Below are 20,304 nucleotides of genomic sequence, written 5' to 3'. Positions count from 1 at the left end.
GCGGCCTTCAGGCCGCCAGACGCTGCTTCAGCGCGCGCATCCGCTCATGACAGTCGCGCACGCGGGGCAGATAGGCCTCGAGCTGACCCAGCACCGAGGGATCGTCGGTTTCGCGGATCGCGCGGCGCATGTGCTCCAGCAGGCGATCCTCCGCATCCTCGAGCTGGCCTACCCAGGCACGGTTCTCGTTGCGCGCCAGCGCGGTGCGGACCTGGCCGTAGACCTTCTGCAGGCCGCCCACCAGCGTGCCGCCCTGGGGCACGTCCTCCCCGCTGGCGGCGATGCTGGCGGAAAGGCCGTTGATCAATTCGCGCTTGGCGGCGGCCATGCCGGCGAACAGGTTGCGCAAGGGCGCGTCGTCCACGTGGCCGATGGCCTGTTCATAGAATTCCGCGCCGTCGCGGGCCACCTGTACCAGCTCCTTCAGCTGGTTCGCATTCTTCATGTCAGCACTCCTTTGCTCGTGAATGAAGGGGCGGCGCGCGGGCTTCAACCGCTGTTCAGCGCGCCGGCGTCCACGCTGCGGACGCCTCCGATGCCCCGTGCGATCTCGATGGCGGCCGAACGCTCCGCCGGCGTGGCGACGCGGCCGCTCAGGCGTACCGCGCCGCGGCTGGTGGCAACGGCGATCGCATGGCCGTCCACCTCGCGGGAAAGCAGCAGCGAGGACTTCAGCCTCGCCGTGATCCAGGCGTCGCCCAGCGATGCGCGCGGCGCCTCCAGCTCCGGCGCCGTTCCGGGCGGCGGACGCAGGGCGATGCGCGGTTCCACCTCGCGCACGCCGGGCGTTGCGGCGGCAATCCGGATCAGCCGCTGACGCTGCTCGACGCTGTCGGCGATGCCGTCGAGTCGCGCTGCGCCGGACACGGCGTCGACATTGACGTCGAGCGCGCCACCGGGGTCCTGCCGCAACAGCCGCAGCTTGACGCGCATCGTCACCCAGCCATCGTGCAGACGCTCGCGCAGGCCGCGCCGCGGAGCTTCGGGGGGCCGCTGCAGCGCCGTGGCCTGTCGTGCGTCCACCTCGATGCGGTTGTCCACCTGCGCGGCGCCGCTGTCCCGTGCCACCTGCTCCGCCAGCTGCTTCTGCTCTTCGCTCCGGGCCACGCCATTGAGCACGACACGCTCGCCCTCCACGCTGACGGTCAGGCCCAGCGGGCGCAGCGCATCCGTGGTGGCGAAGGCCGCGTAGACCTGCGTCTCGCGGCCGATCTCGTCGAGGCTCGCCGCCGGTACCGCCAGGGGCCATGAGGCCGCCCACAGCGCGAAGGATGAGAGCCAGGTTCGCATTGGGGTCTCCTGTGCTTTCCTGGCTTTGAGGCGCAAGCCGCGTACCAAGAACGGATTCCAGGGTATTCAACGGCTTATGGAGCCAGGCGCGGGCCGCGGTCCGGCAAGACGCAATCCGTGGCCCGGCGGGCCATGCAAACTGCAATAAGACCCGGCGGCCATGCAGATTCCCGGAAATCCTCCTCCGTGCCCTTGCGAAATGCATGGTCTTCTTCGGGACGAGCACAGAAGCGACCCATGAAAATCAATGGCTTGGATGACTGTCCGGGTTGGCATGAAGCCTGCGCCCTGGAATCCGGCCGGTGGCAAGGACGCCGCCGTTTTCCCCGAAAGAGGAGCCCACGAATGAGACACGGATGTTTACGGCAAGGATGGATGATCCCGCTGGCCCTCGCCGGTCTGGTCGCCGTTTCCGGCTGCAAGCGCGAGGACGCCTCGAATGCCTCGGAAATCACCGAGGCCCGCAGCGAAGGACAGGAGGCCGTGGCCACGGCCAGCGCCCAGGCGCAGCAGGACATCGCCGCGGCGCGCCAGGCCGAAACCCAGGCCACGCTGGATGCGGCCCGCAATCCGGATCCGGCCGACGCCGCTCGCAACAACATGGAGGCGCGTGCCGAGACGCTGAAGCAGGAGGCGCAGGGCCGCTACAAGGTGGAAGCCGCCGAGATCGAGGCGGCCTACAACACGGAGAAGCAGCGCTGCAACAGCCTGGCCAGTGCCGAGCGCAGCGCCTGCATCGACACGGCCAAGACGGAGTACGAACGCAAGCTCGGAGAGGCCGAGTCCCGCCGGGACAGTACACCGGGCGCCGGCTGAGCCGAGCGCCCCGACTGATCGCCTGTTGATGCCGGAACCCCTGCCGACACGGATCGTTGGCATATCGGAGAAGGAACTCCCTCAGAGCGCCGCCCCCACGAGCGCTCCTCTCTCGCCGGCGCGGCTCCCCACCGCGCCGGCTTTTTCTTTTCCTGGACGTCGCGCGCGGCGCGGCGGGAGCAGACCGATGAAGCAGCCTCGCAAGACCGACGCGGGCATCGTTGCCGGAGAAGTCACGGAAAGACACCGCGGCCCGCCGCCGCGCGCACCCAAGGACGGCAAGGGCGCACGCTTGGGGCCCAGCCGCATGCCGCGCCGGGAGGAGGCCACCGACGAAGCGATCGGCAAGGGAGAAGAGATGCTGCAGCCGCGCAAGCCCGCGGACCGCAAGCGGGGCCAGTGACCCGAGGCAGGGCGCAGGCCCGCTCTCAGGCGGCTTGCGCCCTCGGTGAAGCCGGCGACTCCTCGCCGGGCGCGCTGCAGCGCTGGAGCGCGTCCAGGAAGGACTCGCGCCAGGCGCCGGCGTCATTGCGCAGGAGGCCCTGCATCAGTTCCGCGTGGCGGTTGCGCCGCTCTTCCAGCGGCATGTAGCGCGCCGTCTGCAGCGCATCGGCCACGGCGGTCGCGTCATAGGGACTCACGATCAGCGCCGCGCGCATCTGCTGCGCCGCGCCGGCGAAGCGCGACAGCACCAGCACGCCCGGGTCGGCGGGATCCTGGGCGGCGACATATTCCTTGGCCACCAGGTTCATGCCGTCGCGCAGCGGTGTCACCAGTCCGATGCGGCTGGCGCGGTAGATGCCGGCCAGCTGGCGTCGGCCCAGCGGCCGATTGATGTAGCGGATCGGCGCCCAGTCGAGCTGCGCATAGAGGCCATTGATGTGGCCCGCGATGCGTTCCAGCTGTTCGCGGATCGCCATGTATTCCGGGACCTCGCCGCGGCTGGTGGGTGCGATCTGCAGCAGCTCCACCTGGCCATGCGTGTCGGGATAGCGCTCCAGCAGGCGCTCCATCGCCTGGAACCGCTCCGGGATGCCCTTGGTGTAGTCCAGCCGGTCGACGCCCACGATCACCGTGCGGCCCGGGCGCGGGTCGCGTACGCGCTGGAACTCCAGCCGCGCCGCCGGCGAGGTGGCCAGCTGCGCGAACTCGCGCGCATCGATGCCGATGGGAAAGGCCTTGGCCACCAGGCGCCGTCCGAAGGCGGTCACGCTGTCGCCGCGCAGCTGGGCGCCGAACTCGCGTACGGCGCAGTCGCGGAAGCGCTGCACGTCGTCCTCGGTCTGGAAGCCCAGCAGGTCGTAGGAGAACAGGCTGCGCATCAGCTCGCGATAGTGGGGCAGCGCCGTCAGCATCTCCGGGACCGGGAAGGGGATGTGCAGGAAGAAGCCGATCTGCTGCCGTGCGCGCTGCTCGCGCAGGGCCTCGGCGAAGGGCAGCAGGTGGTAGTCGTGGATCCAGACCTGGTCCTCGTCCTGCAGCAGCGGCCACAGTGCGCCCGCGAGGCGGCGGTTGACGCGCATGTAGCCGTCGTAGTGCTGCGGATCGAACGCCGCCAGGTCCAGCCTCAGGTGAAACAGCGGCCACAGGCAGCGATTGGCGAAGCCGTTGTAGTAGGCGTCGTGCTCGGCCTGGCTCAGGTCCAGGGTGGCGAGGCGGATCGGCCCCGCTTCGGCCACCGCGGGTCGCGAATCCGGCTGGTCGGAAATCTGCCCGCTCCAGCCGAACCACAGGCCGCCGCGCTCGCGCAGCGCATCGAGCAAGGCCACCGCCAGTCCGCCGCCGCGGGCCGCGCCGCGCGGATGCACCACGCGGTTCGACACCGCCACCAGCCGGGGGCGCTGGCCTCCAGCCTTTCGCAGCGCCGGACTCATGCGAAGTTCCGCAGCCCTGCCGCCGAGGCGAGCCAGCGGTGCACCGCGCCGACGCTGCCCAGGCGATAGCGCGCCGCGCTGGGACCGGCGCCGACCTTCACGCCGTAGCCGCCCATCGCCTGCGCCACCAGGATGCCGTTCTCGTCGGTCAGATCGTCACCCACGAAGACCGGCCTGCGTCCGGTGAAGGGCGGGCGGGTCATCAGTTCCTGCACGGCCTGGCCCTTGTTGGCCTGCGGCGGCAGGACCTCGATCACCATCTTGCCCCGCGTCGCCGACAATCCCATCGCCGAGGCCAGGGCCGAGGCCACCGCCTCGCATTCGGCGGCGCGCTCCGGCGCCTGCCGGTAATGCACCGCCACGGCAATGCCCTTGTCCTCGATCAGGATGTTGGGATCGTCGCCGAAGTAGCGTCGCAGCGCATCGGCGAGTCCGTCCGTCGCGGCCGGGCGGGTTTCGATGATCGCGCCCTCGCGCCGCAGCTCGGCGCCATGCAGGCCCGCGCCTGCCAGGCGCAGCGGATACAGCAGGCGATCCAGCGCCTGCAGCTGGCGGCCGGTGACGATCGCCAGCGCGCCGCCGAAGCGGCCTTGCAGGCTCTCCAGCAGGCCGCGCAGGTACGGCGCCACCACCACGTCCTCGGGGCGCGGCGCCAGTTCCAGCAGGCTGCCGTCGAGATCATGGAACAGCGCGACATCGTCGCCGAGGGGGGGCGGTTCCGGCGGCATCGCACCCAGGGGCCGGGCGGCACGTCCCTGTGCCGCGCTCCGGCCATCCCTTGCGCCGGCATCCTGCCGGCGTAACTGTTCGCTCGAAGAATTCATCTGATGTCCCTCAGCGCCGGGCTGCGGTGCTGATGTCCCTGGGCGATCCCGCATTCCTTCGCGGCGACCGCACCGTCCCTGGCATTGCACGCCCAGGGGCATCAGCACCGCAGCCCGGCATGACGGCTACCGCTGGTCACCCGGCTTGGCTGCGTCCTGCACTTCCTGCCCACCGCGTTCCATGTCCTTGCCCGCGCCTTCCATCGTGTTGCACGCGGCCAGCAGCGTGCTGCTGCCGAGCAGCAGGGCGATGACGAGCTTCTGCATCCATTGCGTCATGTCACTCTCCTTGTCGGATTCCAAAGCGGCGCGGCAATGTAGGTACACTGCGGCGACGGCACAGCAGACCCATGTTCCGTGCCAGCGGCAACAACTCTTCAAGCTTTTGATTTGAAAGGCGTAGCAGACCACGGGCGACCTGCTTCGCATGCACATCGCAAAACTTCGCGGAGAGCGGCCCTGCAAAACGCAGGGCGGCGGCGAAGGACGGGACCGGAAGGCATGGACGCATACAGCACCGCAGAGAAAGTCGAATCGCCGGGCCGGCAGCGCATGCTGCTGGTCTGGCTGGGGCTCGGCTTCCTGTGGCTGCTGGTGCTGGCGCTGGTGCTGAGCGGCACGCGCCTGGCCTACTACTCCAAGAGCCGCTTCAGCGAGAAGCTGGAGCGGGTGCAGCGCCTGCAGGAGGCCTTCAAGGAGACCTCGGTGCTGATGGGCCTGGTCGTGGAACTCGAGAGCGGCCAGCGGGACTGGCTGCTGCGCCAGGACCAGGCCGCCCTGAAGCGCTACCGCGAGGCCGAGACCCAGCTGCCGCACCAGCTCGGGCGGCTCGACGAGATGCTGCGGGGCCGCGCCGAATTCAGCCCGGAGATGCAGAGGCTCGCCCGGCTCGCGCAGGACGAGCACCAGGCGCTTTCCGGCCTGCAGGGCCTGGCCGACAGCGAAGGCAGCGACGAGGCGCTGCAGCGTTCGCGCAGCCTGCCGGAGATCCCCGCGATGGACGCCACGCGCACCGCCGTGGTCAACCTGCAGATGCACCTGGTGGAAGTCGCCACCCGCGAGCAGGACCTGCTCAACGACGTCATCACCCGCCGCAACATCGCGATCTACCTCACGATCCTGCTGGGCGCGGTCGGCGCCCTGGGCGCGCTGTTCCTGCTGCGGCGCTACTACGTCATCCTGCACGGCGAGGAACGCCTGCGCGCCCGCATGCTCGAATCCCAGCGCGAGAGCCTGCGCAAGAGCAGCTTCCTGGCCACCATGAGCCACGAGATCCGCACGCCGATGAATGCCATCCTCGGCTTCAGCCAGCTGCTGCTCGACCGCACCGGCGACTCCGTCAGCCGCCGCTACGTCGAGGCGATCACCGTCAGCGGCCGCTCGCTGCTGGCCCTGATCGACGACATCCTCGACCTGTCCAAGGTGGAGGCCGGCAAGGTCGAGATCCGTGCCCTGCCCACCAGCCTGCGCGAGGTCGCCGACGGCGTCGTCGCCGTGTTCTCGCAGCAGGCCGCCGACAAGCGCCTGCAGCTGTCCGCCAGCGTCGACGCCGCGGTGCCGGAATCGGTGCTGGTGGACGTGGCGCGCCTGCGCCAGATGCTGTTCAACCTGGTCGGCAACGCGGTGAAGTACACCGATCGCGGCAGCATCGCGCTGCGCATCACGGCGCGCCCGAATCCGGAGGAGTCGCAGCTGCTCTCCTGCGTGTTCGAGGTGCAGGACACCGGCGTCGGCATCGCGCAGGCCGAACTGCAGCGCATCTTCGAGCCCTTCGTCCAGGCCGAGGCGGGCCGCGCCGCGCCGCGCGAGGGCAGCGGCCTGGGCCTGGCCATCACGCGGCAGCTGGCCCAGTACATGGGCGGCAGCCTCGAGGTGGAAAGCGCGCCCGGCAAGGGCTCCACCTTCCGCATCCTGCTGCCGCGCATCGCGGCCGCGGGCGCGCCGCCGCCGGAGGAGCCGGCCAGCGGCGAACTGCGCGAGGAAGGCTTCCGCATCCTGGTGGTGGACGACGTGGAGCTCAATCGCGACCTGATCCAGGCCATGCTCAAGGATTCGCCGCACGACCTGCTGTTCGCCGCGGACGGACCCTCCGCCCTGGCGCTGGTGCGCGAGCAGTCGCCGCAGCTGATCCTGCTTGATTTGTTGATGCCGGGCATGGACGGCTTCGAGACGCTGCGCCGCCTGCGTGCCGAGCCGCTGCTGGTGCCGCCGCGCGTGATCGCGGTGACGGCCACCAGCCTGCGCGGCGAACAAGCCGAGCTGCGCAAGCAGTTCGACGGCTATGTCGCCAAACCCTTCACGCGCGATAGCCTGGTGGCCGAGATCCGGCGCGTGATGGCACTGGGTACCCGCGACGTTCCCGAGGAGGCGGTGTCCTTGCCGGAAGCGGTGCGCCAGCGCCTGGAGCGGCTGCTGGTGCGCGACTGGCCCGCCGTCTGCGCCGCGCCGGCGATGCGCGACGTCAAGAATTTCGCGCAGGCGCTGGACGAGGTGGCGCTGGCAGCCGGGCGCACGGAACTGCGCGACTATGCGCGCGAGCTCAACGACGCCGCTTTCGCCTTCGACGCGCTGCGCGTCGAGGCCCTGCTGGAAGAATTCCCGCAGCGCGGCGGCGCGCTGCTGGCCAAGGCCAAGGAGAACCGATGAACGAATCCGCCGACAGGGATCGTCCCGCGCCGCTGGTGATGGTCGTGGACGACAATCCCGCCAACGTGCAGCTGCTGGGACAACTGCTCGACGGCGCCGGCTACAACGTGGTGCCGGCCACCAGCGGCGCGCAGGCCCTGGAGCGCGCCGCCTCGCGCAGGCCCGACCTGGTGCTGCTGGACATGATGATGCCGGGCATGGACGGCAGCGAAGTGATCCGCCGCCTGCACGCGCTGCCGGGCCTGGCGGACCTGCCGGTGATCTTCGTCACCGCGGCGGAGGGCGTGGACGAACTGGCCCGCGGCTTCGAGCTCGGCGCGGTCGACTACCTCACGAAGCCCTTCGTGGCGCGCGAACTGCTGGTGCGCGTGCGCACGCACGTGGAACTCAAGCGTGCACGCGACCACCTGCAGATGGTGCTCCATGAGCGCGACGAGATCGTCAACATCGTGGCGCACGACCTGAAGAACCCGCTGACCTGCATCCGCTTCGCCAACCAGCTGCTGTCGCGCACCGAGGATCCGGCGCGCCGGTCCGAGTTGATGCAGGAGATCGAGGAATGCAGCGAGGAGGCGCTGAAGTTCGTGCAGCGCTTCCTGTCGCAGCGCGCCGAGGGCGAGGCCTTGCGCGAGCTGCACAGCGAGCGCATCGACCTGTGCGCCATGGCCGCGCAGGCGCTGCGCCTGCAGCAGGCCGAGGCGGAGGTGCGCGGACTGCGGCTGCGCCTGGAGTCCTCCGAAGCCGAGGTTGCAGCCCTGGGCGATCACATGGCGGCGCGCAACGTGCTGCAGAACCTGCTTTCCAACGCCATCCGCCATTCCCCGGAAGGCGAGGAGATCCTGGTGGTGCTGTCCAGCATGCGCGGAGGCAATGCCCGCTGCCTGGTGATGGACCGCGGACCCGGCATTTCCGAGGCCGACCAGAAAAAGCTGTTCCAGCGCTTCGCGCGCATCGTCACCGCGCGCGCCGCGCCGGAGTACTCCTCGGGCCTGGGCCTGGCCATCGCCAAGCACGACATCACGCGCATGGGCGGGCACCTCTGGTACGAGCCGCGGCCGGGCGGCGGCAGCGTGTTCGGGTTCGAGTTGCCGCAGCAGCGTGCCCCCTGAAGCTTTACAGCCGTTCATGCCGAGTTCCGCGTAGCGGCGTATCGAGGCACGCACCGCGCCACGCCCTCTCCCGCGAGCGGGCAGAGGGTTGGGGTGAAGGGCGGAGACGCGAAGCATCCGCGCAACAGGGGCTCGTACGTCAAAAAGCATCTGCTTCCGCTCATGCAGACTTCGGATGAGTGATTCCAGAGTTTCCTCGTCGATCTCTGCTGGCCGGGGAGAAAAGCAGAACCCCTCTCCCCTTGCGGGAGAGGGCAGGGACCGGGGGCGTGGATGCCCGAGGCAGGGCAGCGCGGGAGCGGTTGCCCGGAGGGGGAACGTGAAACGGCTGACCCAACCGTTCGCCCCGAAGTCCTGGGCCTGCCGAACGAGATCGCGCCATCGCGCGACGGATCACCCAAAGGAAAACGCCCCGCTTTCGCGGGGCGTTCTTGAAGCAAGCGACAGCAGGCGCGCTTAGAGCGAGTAGTACATCTCGAACTCGATCGGGTGCGTCGTCATGCGGAAGCGGGTCACTTCCTGCATCTTCAGCTCGATGTAGGCGTCGATCAGGTCGTCCGTGAACACGCCGCCCTTCTTGAGGAAGTCGCGGTCCTTGTCCAGGGCTTCCAGCGCCATGTCCAGGCTGTGGCAGACGCGCGGGATCAGCTTGTCCTCTTCCGGCGGCAGGTGGTACAGGTCCTTGTCCTGGGCTTCGCCCGGGTGGATCTTGTTCTGGATGCCGTCGAGGCCGGCCATCATCATCGCGGCGAAGGCGAAGTACGGGTTGGCCGTGCTGTCCGGGAAGCGCACTTCGATGCGGCGGCCCTTCGGGTTGGCGACGTACGGGATGCGGATGGAGGCCGAGCGGTTGCGGGCCGAGTAGGCCAGCATGACCGGCGCTTCGAAGCCCGGCACCAGTCGCTTGTAGCTGTTGGTGCCCGGGTTGGTGAAGGCGTTCAGGGCCTTGGCGTGCTTCAGGATGCCGCCGATGTAGTACAGCGCGGTCTCGGAGAGGCCGCCGTACTTGTCACCGGAGAACAGGTTCTTGCCGCCCAGCGAGAGCGACTGGTGCACGTGCATGCCCGAGCCGTTGTCGCCGACGATCGGCTTCGGCATGAAGGTGGCGGTCTTGCCGTAGCTGTGGGCCACGTTCTGGACCACGTACTTCAGCTTGAGGACTTCGTCGGCCTTCTTCACCAGCGAGCCGAACTTCACGCCGATCTCGCACTGGCCGGCGGTGGCCACTTCGTGATGGTGCACTTCGACCGGCATGCCGACGGCTTCCAGCGTCTCGCACATGGCGGAGCGGATGTCCTGCAGGCTGTCGACCGGGGGAACCGGGAAGTAGCCGCCCTTGACGCCCGGACGGTGGCCCATGTTGCCGCCTTCGTAGGCCTTGCCCGAGTTCCAGGCAGCGTTTTCGGCGTCGATCTCGACGAAGCAGCCCTTCATGCCCGAGTCATAGCGGATGCTGTCGAAGATGAAGAATTCGTTTTCCGGGCCGAAGAAGGCCTGGTCGGCGATGCCGGTGGACTTCACGTAGGCTTCGGCGCGCTTGGCCAGCGAGCGCGGGTCGCGCGAGTAGCCTTCACGGGTGGACGGCTCGAGCACGTCGCAGGTCAGGACCAGCGTGGTGTCTTCGAAGAAGGGATCGACGAAGGCGGTGCTGGCGTCCGGCAGCAGGATCATGTCGGACTCGTTGATGCCCTTCCAGCCCGCGATGGACGAGCCGTCGAACATCTTGCCGTCGACGAACAGGTCTTCATCGACGGTGGCGGCCGGCACGGTCACGTGCTGTTCCTTGCCGCGCGTGTCGCAGAAGCGGAAGTCCACGAACTTCACGCTCTTTTCCTGGATGAGCTTCAAAACGTCTTTACCCGACATGGGCTACTCCTGTCACGGTGTGGTGAGAATGGTGTTATGGCTGGGCTGCCCCAGCGTGCGCCAAAAAGATGCACGTAGCATGCCAATTGGGCGGCCGAGCGGGAGCGGCGGGCGCTGCATGGTAGCGGAAAACCGCTTCCGGCGCCCCCGGCACGGCGGAAAAGCCGCCGCGGCGAAGCTTTTGTTTAATAACCAAAAACTCCTATATTTAATTTAATGAATACTCACAAATGGCCGCGGCGGCGGAGTCCTGGCGCCGGCGGAGATATACTCCCGCCCCTTCGCGCCCGCGCGGGCGAACCCTTTTGAGTCTTCGCAATGACCTTTCAGGACCTCATCCTCAAGCTCCAGCAGTTCTGGGCCGGCCACGGCTGCGTGATCGTGCAGCCCATGGACATGGAAATGGGCGCCGGCACCTTCCACTGGGCTACCTTCCTGCGTGCCCTGGGCCCCGAGACCTGGAACACCGCCTACGTGCAGCCCAGCCGCCGCCCCACCGACGGCCGCTATGGCGAGAACCCCAACCGCCTGCAGCACTACTACCAGTTCCAGGTGCTGATGAAGCCCTCGCCGGCCAACATCCAGGAGCTGTACCTGGACTCCCTGCGCATGCTCGGCTTCGACCCGCTGACCCATGACATCCGCTTCGTCGAGGACAACTGGGAATCGCCGACGCTCGGCGCCTGGGGCCTGGGCTGGGAGGTCTGGCTCAACGGCATGGAAGTCACCCAGTTCACCTACTTCCAGCAGGTGGGCGGCATCGAGTGCCGGCCGGTGGCGGGCGAGATCACCTACGGCCTCGAGCGCCTGGCCATGTACATCCAGAAGAAGGAAAGCGTCTACGACCTGGTCTGGAGCGACACCGGCGGCCGTGTCGTGACCTACGGCGACGTCTACCACCAGAACGAGGTGGAGCAGTCGGCCTACAACTTCGAGCATGCCGATACCGCCACGCTGTTCGAGCGCTTCAACAAGGCCGAGGCCGAGTGCCAGCGCCTGCTGGCGCTGGACCCGCCGCTGCCGCTGCCGGCCTACGAGCGCACGGTGCAGGCTTCGCACAGCTTCAACCTGCTCGACGCCCGCGGCGCCATCAGCGTGACCGAGCGCCAGGCCTACATCCTGCGCGTGCGCACCCTGGCCCGCGCCTGTGCCGAGGCCTACTACAACTCGCGCGCCCGCATCGCCGGCTTCGCTCCGCTGAAGGCCGCCTGAGCCGGACCTCCAAGACAGCAACGCCGGGGCGACCCGGCGTTTTTTTTGACCTCCGCCTGCCGCCGCGGGCTACAGCGCCCAGGCCACGATCAGGCCCACCAGGCCCAGGTGCAGCGCCCACTTGCCGAGCTTGTAGCTGCGGGGGTTCTTCTTCTTCAACCCCTTCATGGTCGCCTTGTAGCCGACCACCGTGCCGCTGAGCCGGTTGCCGATGCCCGAGATGTTGCTGTCGAGGTTGTCGATGTAGAACAGGCTGTTGAAGAAGCGCGCGAAGCGGAAGTAGAACCACTGCACCGGCGCCAGCTTCATCGGGCGGTCGATGTCCGTCATCAGGATCAGGCGCGGCGTCTCGGTGTCGTTGTAGGCCGAATGGATGTAGGTCTCGTCGAACAGCACGCCGTCGCCGTCGCGCCAGGCGTAGTGCTCGCCGTTGATCATCAGGCCGCATTTCTCGGAGTTGGGCGTCGACAGGCCCAGCGAGTAGCGCAGGCTGAAGGCGAAGGGGTCGTGGTGCTGCGTCAGCCGCTTGCCGGGCATCAGCACGGCGAACAGGGCCAGGTTCATGCCCGGCACCTGGTCGATCAGCGCGCGCGTCTTCGGTGCCAGCGCCCGGGCCGAGGGGATGTCCAGGTCGTAGATCTTCAGGTAGAAGCTCTTCCAGCGGTTGTCGCGGTAGAAGCTGCTGCCCGGCAGGTCGTTCTTGACCGCGATGTGGCCCTGGCCATACAGGGCCAGCGCCTCGTCCCGGATGGTTTCCCAGTTGTCCTGCAGCAGCTTCAGCTGCGGGAAGGTCTGCACCGGCGGCAGCCGCGAGCGCGTCGACACCCGGGACAGCAGGTAGGCCGGCAGGTTGAGCGGCACCGTGAAGGTCGAGAAGTCGGTCAGCTGGCGGCCCAGCGGCAGGTGCACGCGGTTTCTCAGCCGCACGAACAGCAGCGACCCGGCGTAGATCAGGAACAAGGCAATCAGAACGGTCACGGGGCTTCCCTGCGGCAGGACATCATCATAGTCCGGACCATACAGGATGACAGCGGCAGATGACCGCCGCATGGCTCACGGTGCCGCCTGCGGGCGTGACGCAGTTTGCGCCTGCGCCGGTCGCGCAGGCCTATGATGCCCCGGCAGGGCCTGGGAACCCTGCGATACGACCACAGGGGGCTTTCCATGCGCGACGCAGCTGCCGTAACGCGGTTTCTCACTCATCTCCTGCGCGCGGCCCCGCTGTTCGCCGCCGCCGTCCTGGGCGCCTGCCATGACGTCGACGACGGTGGGCCCGACGGCAGCGCCGCCGCCCGCCCGGCCGTCCTGGGCGGCGGCCCCGCCGGCCTGGTCAACGGCCCGGCGGCAGCGGCCCGCTTCGACAACCCGGTGAACGTCGAACTGGGGCCGGACGGCACGATCTACGTCGCCGACTTCGGCAACGACGCCTTGCGCGCCATCGCCCCGGACGGCGAGGTGCGGACGCTGCTGGCCAGGCCGGGATTCGAGCGGCCCTTCGGCCTGGCGCTGGCGCCGGACGGCAGCCTCTACGTGCAGACCGACACCAACGACTCGGGCCTGCGGGACGGCACCACCGGCACCGTCTGGCGCGTCGATACCCGCACCGGCGCCGCCGCGGTGGTCGTGCGCAATGTCGGCCGGCCGCGGGGCCTGCTGGCCCTGGCCGACGGCCGCATCGTCCTGAGCGACATCGTGCGCCACGACCTGCGCCTGCTCACTCCGGCGACCGGCGCCATCGCGCCCCTGGCGGGCAACAACGGCTCGGCGGGCTTTGCCGACGCCACCGGCGCCGACGCCCGCTTCGACCGCCCCTACGGCCTGGCGCTGGCGGCGGACGGCAGCATCCTGGTGGCGGACCAGAACAACCATCGCATCCGCCGCGTCACCCTGGCGGGCGCGGTCACCACCTTCGCCGGCACCGGCACGGCCGGCCGCGCCGACGGCGCCCTGGCCACGGCCACGTTCAACGGACCCCAGGACGTGGCGACGGACGGCAGTGCGGTCTACGTCGCCGACACGCTCAACTACCTGGTGCGCCGCATCGCCGGCGGCAGCGCCAGTACCATCGCCGGCACCGGCGCGCGCGGCTTCGCCCCGGGCGAGGGCTTGTCGGCGCAGTTCTACGGCCTCGAGGGCTTCGACCTGGCCGATGACGGCAATACCCTGTGGATCGCCGACGGCACCGGCGGCGACGAGGACGTGGATTTCAACCGCGTGCGCCGCGTGCGCGTCCGCTAGGGCCTGTCGACGCTGCCGCGATTGCGGCAGTGCTGACAGGCCCTGGCCGTCCGCAGGCATGAAAAAAGCCGCCGGGGCGACCCGGCGGCTTCCGGCCATCCGGCCTCAGACCACGATGGTCTTCAGTCCCACCTCGATGTTGCCGCGGGTGGCCTTCGAGTAGGGGCAGAACTGGTGTGCCGCCGCGATCAGCTTCTCGGCCTCGGCCTGCTCCAGGCCACCGACCCAGGCGGTGATGTCCGCCTTCAGGCCGAAGCCGGTATCGTCCGTGCCGATGCCCACCGCCACCTCGATCTCCACCGACTTGGGCTTGAGGCCCAGCTTGCCGGCGAGGAAATCCACCGCGCCGCCGAAGCAGGCGGCATAGCCGGCCGCGAACAGGTCCTCCGGCGTGGTGGTGCCGGGCTTGCCGGGGCCGCCCATCGCCTTGGGAACGGACAAGTCCGCCTTGACCACGCCGTCGCGGGATTCGGTGTGGCCGTTGCGGCCGCCGGAAGACACCGCGTGGGCGGTATACAGCACGTTGACTGCCATGTTCGTCTCCTTGAAGGGTTCTCTCGTTCCAGTGGTTTCCGCCCGGCCCCGGATTCCCGGGGCCGGGCAGGGGCCTCACTTCAGATCATAGCGATCCAGGTTCATCACCTTGGTCCAGGCCGCCACGAAGTCCTGCACGAACTTCTGCTGCGCGTCGGCGCTGCCGTAGACCTCGGAAACCGCACGCAGCACCGAGTTCGAGCCGAACACCAGGTCGGCGCGGGTGCCGGTCCACTTCTTCGCGCCGGTCCTGCGGTCCAGACCCTCGTAGACCGCGGGATTGCCGGCCGAAGGCTTCCATTCCGTGTCCATGCCCAGCAGGTTCACGAAGAAATCGTTGCTCAGCGTGCCGGGGCGCCCGGTGAAGACGCCATGCGCCGAGCCGCCGGTGTTGGCGCCCAGCACGCGCAGGCCGCCGACCAGCACGGTCATCTCCGGCGCGCTCAGCGTCAGCAGCTGGGCCTTGTCGACCAGCAGCACCTCGGCCGGCACGCGGTGCGGACCCTTCAGGTAGTTGCGGAAGCCGTCGGCCTCCGGCTCCAGCACGGCGAAGGAAGCGACATCGGTCTGCTCCGGCGAGGCATCCATGCGCCCCGGCGAGAAGGGCACGGTCACGGCCTGGCCGGCCGCCCGGGCCGCCTGCTCCACGCCGGCGTTGCCCGCCAGCACGATCAGGTCGGCCAGCGAGACCTTCCTGCCGCCGGAAGCGGCGCCGTTGAATTCGCGCTGGATGCCTTCCAGCACGCCGAGCACCTTGGCCAGCTGCTTCGGCTGGTTGGCTTCCCAATCCTTCTGCGGGGCCAGGCGGATGCGCGCGCCGTTGGCGCCGCCCCGCTTGTCGGAGCCGCGGAAGGTGGAGGCCGAGGCCCAGGCCGTGGACACCAGTTCCGCCACGCCCAGGCCCGAAGCCAGCACCTTGGCCTTGAGCGCGGCCACGTCCTGGTCGTTCACCAGCGGGTGGTTCACGGCCGGGATCGGGTCCTGCCAGATCAGTTCTTCCTGCGGCACTTCCGGGCCCAGGTAGCGGGCACGGGGCCCCATGTCGCGGTGGGTCAGCTTGAACCAGGCACGGGCGAAGGCGTCGGCGAACTGCTCCGGGTGGGCCAGGAAGCGCCGCGAAATCTTCTCGTAGGCCGGGTCGAAGCGCAGCGACAGGTCCGTGGTCAGCATGGTCGGCGCGTGGCGCTTGCCCGGGTCGTGGGCGTCCGGGATGGTGCCGGCGCCGGCACCGTTCCGGGCAATCCACTGGTGGGCGCCGGCCGGGCTCTTGGTCAGCTCCCACTCGTAGCCGAACAGGTTCTCGAAGAAGTTGTTGCTCCACTTCGTCGGCGTGGTCGTCCAGGTCACCTCCAGGCCGCTGGTGATGGCGTCCGCCCCCTTGCCGCTGCCGTGCCGGCTGCGCCAGCCGAAGCCCAGCTCCTCGATGTCGGCGCCTTCCGGCTCCACGCCCACCAGGGCGGCGTCGCCGGCGCCGTGGGTCTTGCCGAAGGTGTGGCCGCCGGCGATCAGGGCCACGGTCTCTTCGTCGTCCATCGCCATGCGGGCGAAGGTCTCGCGGATGTCGCGCGCCGCGGCGACCGGGTCGGGCTTGCCGCTGGGGCCCTCGGGGTTCACGTAGATCAGGCCCATCTGCACCGCGCCCAGCGTCTGCGCCAGCTCGCGGTCGCCGGTGTAGCGGTCGTCGGCCAGCCACTTCTTCTCGGCGCCCCAGTTCACGTCCTGGTCCGGCTCCCAGACGTCCGCGCGGCCACCGGCAAAGCCGAGGGTCTTGAAGCCCATCGACTCCAGGGCGACGTTGCCGGCCAGGATCATCAGGTCGGCCCAGGAGATCTTGTTGCCGTACTTCTGCTTGACCGGCCACAGAAGGCGGCGCGCCTTGTCCAGGTTGCCGTTGTCGGGCCAGCTGTTGAGCGGCGCGAACCGCTGCTGGCCGCCCCCGGCGCCGCCGCGGCCATCACCCACGCGGTAGGTGCCCGCGCTGTGCCAGGCCATGCGGATGAACAGCGGGCCGTAATGGCCGAAGTCCGCCGGCCACCAGTCCTGCGAGTCGGTCATCAGGGCGGCCAGGTCCTTCTTCACCGCCGCCAGATCCAGGCTGTTGAAGGCCTTGGCGTAGTCGAAGCCGGCGCCCATGGGGTCGGACTTGGCGGAGTGCTGGTGCAGCAGGTCCACGCGCAGCTGGTTGGGCCACCAGTCGCGGTTCGACGTGCCGGTGGACGTCTGGTGGAAGGGACATTTGGCTTCGGTCATGGCTTTCTCCTCGGAAGTGAGCGGAAGTGGCTGGAACGAATGACATCCTGAACCCGGCAGACCGATAAATAAAATTGATTGTTTGTTTTATGTCGATAGTATTTTCGTTTAATTGATCGCCGGGGCGGATTGGCGTAAATGCCGCTGATCCCGGAGAATTGCGCGCTCTTTTTTACCTCAAACAGCGTTAAGAACCCATGGCGCGTGACCTGCTGCTCGAACTGGGCACCGAAGACCTCCCGGCCCGCTACGTCCTCCCGCTGGCCGAGGCCCTGCGCGGCGGCGTGGCCGGCGGCCTGGAAAAGCGCGGCATCGCCCCGGGCGAGGTGAAGCTGTTCGCCACCCCGCGCCGCATCGCCGTGCTGATCGCCGGCGTCGCCGACACGCAGCCCGACCAGGCCATCGAACGCACCGGTCCGGCCCTGGCCGCGGCGCTCAAGGACGGCCAGCCCACGCCGGCCGCGCTGGGCTTTGCCAAGTCCTGCGGCGTCGAGTTCTCCGCCCTGGGCCAGAAGGACGGCAAGCTGCACTTCTCCAGGACCGCCCCGGGCCGCGCCACCGCCGCCCTGCTGCCGGAGATCTTCGAGGAAACCCTCCGGCAGATGGACGAGCTGGTGCCCAAGCGCATGCGCTGGGGCTCGGGCGAGGAAACCTTCGTGCGCCCGGTGCAGTGGATCGTCTGCCTGTTCGGCAGCGACGTGATCACGCTGCAGCGCTTCGGCCTTACGGCCGGCAACACGACCTTCGGCCACCGCTTCCACGCGCCTGCCCCCATCCTGCTGAAGACGCCGGCCGACTACGCGCCCGCGCTGCGCGCCGCCTCCGTCTGGGCCGACGTCGCCGAGCGCAAGGCCGAGATCCGCAAGCAGATCGAGGCCGAGGCCGCGAAGCTGAACGGCCATGCCCGCATCACCGAGGACCTGCTCGATGAGGTGACGGCCCTGGTCGAGCGCCCGGTGGCCATCACCGGCCATTTCGAGGAGCGCTTCCTGGAGCTGCCGCCCGAGGTGATCGTCGCCACGGTCGAGACCAACCAGCGCTACTTCACCGTGTTCAGCGACGCGGCGCAGACCCAGCTGACCAATGCCTTCATCACCATCTCCAACATCGAGTCGCGCGACGTGGCGCAGGTGATCGCCGGCAACGAGCGCGTGGTGCGCCCGCGCCTGACCGATGCGCTGTTCTTCTGGCAGCAGGACCTGCGGCAGCCGCTGGCCGCCTACGGCGAGAAGCTGGCCACGGTCACCTTCCAGAAGGAGCTGGGCAGCACCGGCGACAAGGTGGCGCGCGTGCGTGCCCTGGCCGGACGGGTCGCCGGCGAACTGGGCGCCGACACGGCCACGGCCGAGCGCGCCGCCGCGCTGTGCAAGGCCGACCTCGTCACCAAGATGGTCTATGAGTTCCCCGAGCTGCAGGGCCTGATGGGCGGCTACTACGCGGCGCGTTCCGGCGAGAGCGCCGCCGTGGCCCGGGCCATCCGCGAGCACTACCTGCCGACGCAGCAGGGCACTCCCATCCCGTCCACGCGCGAGGGCCAGATCCTGGCGCTGGCCGACAAGCTCGACACCCTGGCCGGCATCTTCGCCATCGGCCAGAAGCCGACCGCCAGCAAGGACCCCTTCGGCCTGCGCCGCGCCGCGCTCGGCGCGCTGCGCATCTGCATCGAGGGCGAGTTGCCGCTGGACCTGCACGCCGTGCTGAAGAATGCGCTCGATGCGCAGCCGGCCGGCAAGCGTGACGCCGCGCTGGTGGAAGAACTGGTGGAGTTCGCGATGGAGCGCCTGCGCGCCTGGCTGGTCGGCCAGGACATCGGCGGCCATCCGGTCACCGTGGAGATGTTCGAGTCGGTGCGCGCCATGGGCATCAGCCAGCCGCTGGATTTCCAGCGCCGCGTGCAGGCGGTGCTGGCCTTCGTCGCCCAGCCCGCCGCGCCCAACCTGGCCGCCGCCAACAAGCGCGTCCGCAACATCCTCAAGCAGGCCGGCCATGCCGGCGGCGCCGTCGACCCGGCGAAATTCCAGCATGACGCCGAGCGCGCCCTGCACGCCAGGCTGGGCGAGGTCGAGGCGCAGAACGCCAGGACCGCCGACTACACCGCGCAGCTGGTGAACCTCGCCGCGCTGCGCGAGCCGGTGGATGCCTTCTTCGACGGCGTGATGGTCAATGCCGACGACGCCGGCGTGCGCGCCAACCGCCTTGCGCTGCTGGCGCAGCTGGACCGCGCCTGCCGCTCGGTGGCGGACCTGTCGCAGCTTCCCGGCTGAAGGACCTGCGGGGCTTCGTTGGCTGTAATGTAGGAGCGGCTACTGGCCGCGACTGCGCGCCGCGGCCAACAGCCGCTCCTACATGAAACTCGTAGGCTAGGCTCGTGAAGCTGGCAATCCTCGACCGCGATGGGTAAGCCGGGGTTGTCGTGAAGCGAAGCTTCGCGCCGGCGAACGCCCGGCCATGGATGGCCAGGCAGGGCTAGGCGCCATGGATGGGTATGGAGGTGAACTGTGAAATTGGTGATTCTCGATCGGGATGGAGTGATCAACGAAGAGCTCACCGATCCCGTGCGCTCGGTTGCCGAGTTCCATCCCATCCCCGGCAGCCTGGAGGCCATCGCGCGCCTGACCCAGGCCGGCTTTCGCGTGTATCTCGCCAGCAACCAGCCCGGCCTGGGCCGCGGCGAGGTGAACTACGAGGGTTTCGCCGAGCAGAACGGGCACCTGCAGAAATCCCTGGCCGAACTGGGCAGCCGCATCGACGGCAGCTTCTTCGCTCCGGACCATCCCGACCGCCCCGGCCCGATGCGCAAGCCCAACCCGGGCATGCTGCTGGACCTGGCCAAGCGCCTGGGCATCAGCCTGGACTATGTGCCTGCGGTGGGAGACTCGATCTGGGATATCGACGCCGCCCGGGCCGCCGGGGCTCGCCCTGTTTTGGTGCGCACCGGCAACGGGGTTCGCACTGAAAAAGAGCATGCACTAAAAGGGGTCGCAATCTATGACGACCTCGCGGCTTTCGCCTCCGCGCTGATTGCGGCGCAGCAGGCGCTGCCGGCGGTGAACTGAAGACCCGCCATCGTCGTGCCGGCGCAAGCCGGATGAGATGGGGCACGCGAATGTCCAGTGGACATTCGCCCCGCCGGACGCCCGGCCAGGGATGGCCGGGCAGAGGTTCGATCGAGTCGCGAAGTCCGCCCCGGATGGCGTCACGGCCTGCCGGGACGGGTACCGGCTTTCGCCGGTATGGCGGAGCTGCAACCGGAGCGGGTCAAAAGCCGCAGGCTGCGTAGTCTTCCCGCCGCCGGTCGATCTCCACCCCCATGGCCTTCACCCCCGGCACCGCGCCCGGCTTGTTGATCGCCAGGCGCAGGCTGAGGATCGGGAACTGCTGGAACAGCTGCCGGGCCAGGCGCTCGGCCAGGGTCTCCAGCAGGCCCACCTGGGTCTCCGAGACGAACTTCACCACCGCGGCGCTGACGGCCGCGTAGTCGATGGCGTCGCGTACCTGGTCGCTGGAGGCAGCCTCGCGGATGTCGGTGCCCATCTCCAGGTCCAGGATCAGCGGGCGCGGCGCGCGCTGCTCCCAGGCATGGATGCCGATGATGGTCTCGACTTCGAGGCCGCGCAGGAAGATCTTGTCCACGGTTCGGGGCTC

The 20,304-nt window shown here is 69.0% G+C and carries 18 protein-coding genes; 8 read left to right on the top strand and 10 right to left on the bottom strand.

Annotation, left to right across the window (positions count from 1 at the left end; translation table 11 throughout):
• Positions 1-7 precede the first annotated feature (7 nt).
• Entirely contained in the window at positions 8-445 is a 438-nt protein-coding gene (locus C3942_RS04275; RefSeq protein ID WP_104229127.1) for a PA2169 family four-helix-bundle protein, read from the bottom strand.
• A gap of 44 nt (positions 446-489) precedes the next feature.
• Positions 490-1,290, bottom strand: a complete 801-nt coding sequence (locus C3942_RS04270) for a BON domain-containing protein (RefSeq protein WP_104229126.1) — start codon at positions 1,288-1,290, stop codon at positions 490-492.
• A gap of 375 nt (positions 1,291-1,665) precedes the next feature.
• Between C3942_RS04270 and C3942_RS04265 the strand changes: the two genes are divergently transcribed.
• Positions 1,666-2,106: a hypothetical protein gene (locus C3942_RS04265; protein WP_104229125.1), complete on the top strand. Its 441-nt coding sequence runs from the start codon at positions 1,666-1,668 to the stop codon at positions 2,104-2,106.
• A gap of 187 nt (positions 2,107-2,293) precedes the next feature.
• Complete coding sequence (locus C3942_RS04260; protein WP_104229124.1) at positions 2,294-2,509, top strand: hypothetical protein; 216 nt, start codon at positions 2,294-2,296, stop codon at positions 2,507-2,509.
• 25 nt (positions 2,510-2,534) lie between these two features.
• Here the strand turns inward: C3942_RS04260 and C3942_RS04255 are convergent, their stop codons facing one another.
• From C3942_RS04255 to C3942_RS04245, 3 genes are all read right to left on the bottom strand, one after another.
• Positions 2,535-3,980: an alpha,alpha-trehalose-phosphate synthase (UDP-forming) gene (locus C3942_RS04255; RefSeq protein WP_104229123.1), complete on the bottom strand. Its 1,446-nt coding sequence runs from the start codon at positions 3,978-3,980 to the stop codon at positions 2,535-2,537.
• Positions 3,977-4,708 carry a trehalose-phosphatase gene (gene otsB, locus C3942_RS04250; protein ID WP_104229122.1) on the bottom strand — a complete coding sequence of 244 codons (732 nt, stop codon included), beginning with the start codon at positions 4,706-4,708 and terminating at the stop codon, positions 3,977-3,979. The genes C3942_RS04255 and otsB overlap by 4 nt, the downstream gene beginning before the upstream one ends.
• A gap of 222 nt (positions 4,709-4,930) precedes the next feature.
• On the bottom strand, positions 4,931-5,083 hold the full coding sequence (locus C3942_RS04245; protein WP_243393512.1) for an entericidin A/B family lipoprotein: 153 nt from the start codon (positions 5,081-5,083) through the stop codon (positions 4,931-4,933).
• A 222-nt stretch (positions 5,084-5,305) separates the two neighbouring features.
• Here C3942_RS04245 and C3942_RS04240 point away from each other — a divergent pair, with 222 nt between their 5' ends.
• Together C3942_RS04240 and C3942_RS04235 are read left to right on the top strand one after the other, a co-directional pair.
• Positions 5,306-7,450: a hybrid sensor histidine kinase/response regulator gene (locus C3942_RS04240; protein WP_104229121.1), complete on the top strand. Its 2,145-nt coding sequence runs from the start codon at positions 5,306-5,308 to the stop codon at positions 7,448-7,450.
• Positions 7,447-8,559, top strand: coding sequence for a hybrid sensor histidine kinase/response regulator (locus tag C3942_RS04235; RefSeq protein WP_104229120.1), 1,113 nt, complete (start codon positions 7,447-7,449; stop codon positions 8,557-8,559). The genes C3942_RS04240 and C3942_RS04235 overlap by 4 nt, the downstream gene beginning before the upstream one ends.
• A gap of 456 nt (positions 8,560-9,015) precedes the next feature.
• On the opposite strand, the gene glnA is transcribed toward C3942_RS04235, so the two are convergent.
• Entirely contained in the window at positions 9,016-10,425 is a 1,410-nt protein-coding gene (glnA, locus tag C3942_RS04230) for a glutamate--ammonia ligase (RefSeq protein WP_104229119.1), read from the bottom strand.
• A 318-nt stretch (positions 10,426-10,743) separates the two neighbouring features.
• Here glnA and glyQ point away from each other — a divergent pair, with 318 nt between their 5' ends.
• Positions 10,744-11,637, top strand: a complete 894-nt coding sequence (glyQ, locus tag C3942_RS04225; RefSeq protein WP_104229118.1) for a glycine--tRNA ligase subunit alpha — start codon at positions 10,744-10,746, stop codon at positions 11,635-11,637.
• 69 nt (positions 11,638-11,706) lie between these two features.
• Here the strand turns inward: glyQ and C3942_RS04220 are convergent, their stop codons facing one another.
• Positions 11,707-12,615, bottom strand: coding sequence for an aspartyl/asparaginyl beta-hydroxylase domain-containing protein (locus C3942_RS04220; protein WP_165797314.1), 909 nt, complete (start codon positions 12,613-12,615; stop codon positions 11,707-11,709).
• Between the two features lie 186 nt (positions 12,616-12,801).
• On the opposite strand from C3942_RS04220, the gene C3942_RS04215 reads away from it, so the two are divergent.
• The gene (locus tag C3942_RS04215) at positions 12,802-13,875 is read left to right on the top strand and encodes an NHL repeat-containing protein (RefSeq protein ID WP_104229116.1); all 1,074 of its coding nucleotides are present in this window, start codon (positions 12,802-12,804) and stop codon (positions 13,873-13,875) included.
• 105 nt (positions 13,876-13,980) lie between these two features.
• On the opposite strand, the gene C3942_RS04210 is transcribed toward C3942_RS04215, so the two are convergent.
• Both C3942_RS04210 and katG read right to left on the bottom strand, forming a co-directional pair.
• A complete protein-coding gene (locus C3942_RS04210; RefSeq protein ID WP_104229115.1) occupies positions 13,981-14,409 on the bottom strand; it encodes an organic hydroperoxide resistance protein in 429 nt (142 codons plus the stop codon).
• Positions 14,410-14,484: 75 nt separating this feature from the next.
• A complete protein-coding gene (gene katG / locus C3942_RS04205; protein ID WP_104229114.1) occupies positions 14,485-16,659 on the bottom strand; it encodes a catalase/peroxidase HPI in 2,175 nt (724 codons plus the stop codon).
• A gap of 197 nt (positions 16,660-16,856) precedes the next feature.
• On the opposite strand from katG, the gene glyS reads away from it, so the two are divergent.
• Both glyS and C3942_RS04195 read left to right on the top strand, forming a co-directional pair.
• Positions 16,857-18,923 (top strand): glycine--tRNA ligase subunit beta, encoded by a 2,067-nt coding sequence (glyS, locus tag C3942_RS04200; RefSeq protein WP_104229113.1) that lies wholly within the window; start codon positions 16,857-16,859, stop codon positions 18,921-18,923.
• Between the two features lie 234 nt (positions 18,924-19,157).
• Positions 19,158-19,715, top strand: a complete 558-nt coding sequence (locus tag C3942_RS04195) for an HAD-IIIA family hydrolase (protein WP_104229112.1) — start codon at positions 19,158-19,160, stop codon at positions 19,713-19,715.
• A gap of 202 nt (positions 19,716-19,917) precedes the next feature.
• Here the strand turns inward: C3942_RS04195 and folB are convergent, their stop codons facing one another.
• Positions 19,918-20,292: a dihydroneopterin aldolase gene (gene folB / locus C3942_RS04190; RefSeq protein ID WP_104229111.1), complete on the bottom strand. Its 375-nt coding sequence runs from the start codon at positions 20,290-20,292 to the stop codon at positions 19,918-19,920.
• Between the last annotated feature and the right edge of the window lie 12 nt (positions 20,293-20,304).

This window comes from Solimonas fluminis (assembly GCF_002930645.1).
In the GTDB taxonomy this organism is placed as follows: Bacteria; Pseudomonadota; Gammaproteobacteria; order Nevskiales; family Nevskiaceae; genus Solimonas_A; species Solimonas_A fluminis.
This window is presented reverse-complemented; position numbering and strand designations above follow the sequence as displayed.

What these genes read in the sequence shown, in the direction of transcription:
- katG (WP_104229114.1), bottom strand. Translation starts at nt 16,659, where the DNA reads ATGACCGAAGCCAAATGTCCCTTCCACCAGACGTCCACCGGCACGTCG.
- C3942_RS04270 (WP_104229126.1), bottom strand. Translation starts at nt 1,290, where the DNA reads ATGCGAACCTGGCTCTCATCCTTCGCGCTGTGGGCGGCCTCATGGCCC.
- C3942_RS04275 (WP_104229127.1), bottom strand. Translation starts at nt 445, where the DNA reads ATGAAGAATGCGAACCAGCTGAAGGAGCTGGTACAGGTGGCCCGCGAC.
- glyQ (WP_104229118.1), top strand. Translation starts at nt 10,744, where the DNA reads ATGACCTTTCAGGACCTCATCCTCAAGCTCCAGCAGTTCTGGGCCGGC.
- glnA (WP_104229119.1), bottom strand. Translation starts at nt 10,425, where the DNA reads ATGTCGGGTAAAGACGTTTTGAAGCTCATCCAGGAAAAGAGCGTGAAG.
- C3942_RS04235 (WP_104229120.1), top strand. Translation starts at nt 7,447, where the DNA reads ATGAACGAATCCGCCGACAGGGATCGTCCCGCGCCGCTGGTGATGGTC.
- C3942_RS04260 (WP_104229124.1), top strand. Translation starts at nt 2,294, where the DNA reads ATGAAGCAGCCTCGCAAGACCGACGCGGGCATCGTTGCCGGAGAAGTC.
- C3942_RS04255 (WP_104229123.1), bottom strand. Translation starts at nt 3,980, where the DNA reads ATGAGTCCGGCGCTGCGAAAGGCTGGAGGCCAGCGCCCCCGGCTGGTG.
- C3942_RS04210 (WP_104229115.1), bottom strand. Translation starts at nt 14,409, where the DNA reads ATGGCAGTCAACGTGCTGTATACCGCCCACGCGGTGTCTTCCGGCGGC.
- C3942_RS04265 (WP_104229125.1), top strand. Translation starts at nt 1,666, where the DNA reads ATGATCCCGCTGGCCCTCGCCGGTCTGGTCGCCGTTTCCGGCTGCAAG.
- C3942_RS04240 (WP_104229121.1), top strand. Translation starts at nt 5,306, where the DNA reads ATGGACGCATACAGCACCGCAGAGAAAGTCGAATCGCCGGGCCGGCAG.
- glyS (WP_104229113.1), top strand. Translation starts at nt 16,857, where the DNA reads ATGGCGCGTGACCTGCTGCTCGAACTGGGCACCGAAGACCTCCCGGCC.
- otsB (WP_104229122.1), bottom strand. Translation starts at nt 4,708, where the DNA reads ATGCCGCCGGAACCGCCCCCCCTCGGCGACGATGTCGCGCTGTTCCAT.
- C3942_RS04215 (WP_104229116.1), top strand. Translation starts at nt 12,802, where the DNA reads ATGCGCGACGCAGCTGCCGTAACGCGGTTTCTCACTCATCTCCTGCGC.
- C3942_RS04245 (WP_243393512.1), bottom strand. Translation starts at nt 5,083, where the DNA reads ATGACGCAATGGATGCAGAAGCTCGTCATCGCCCTGCTGCTCGGCAGC.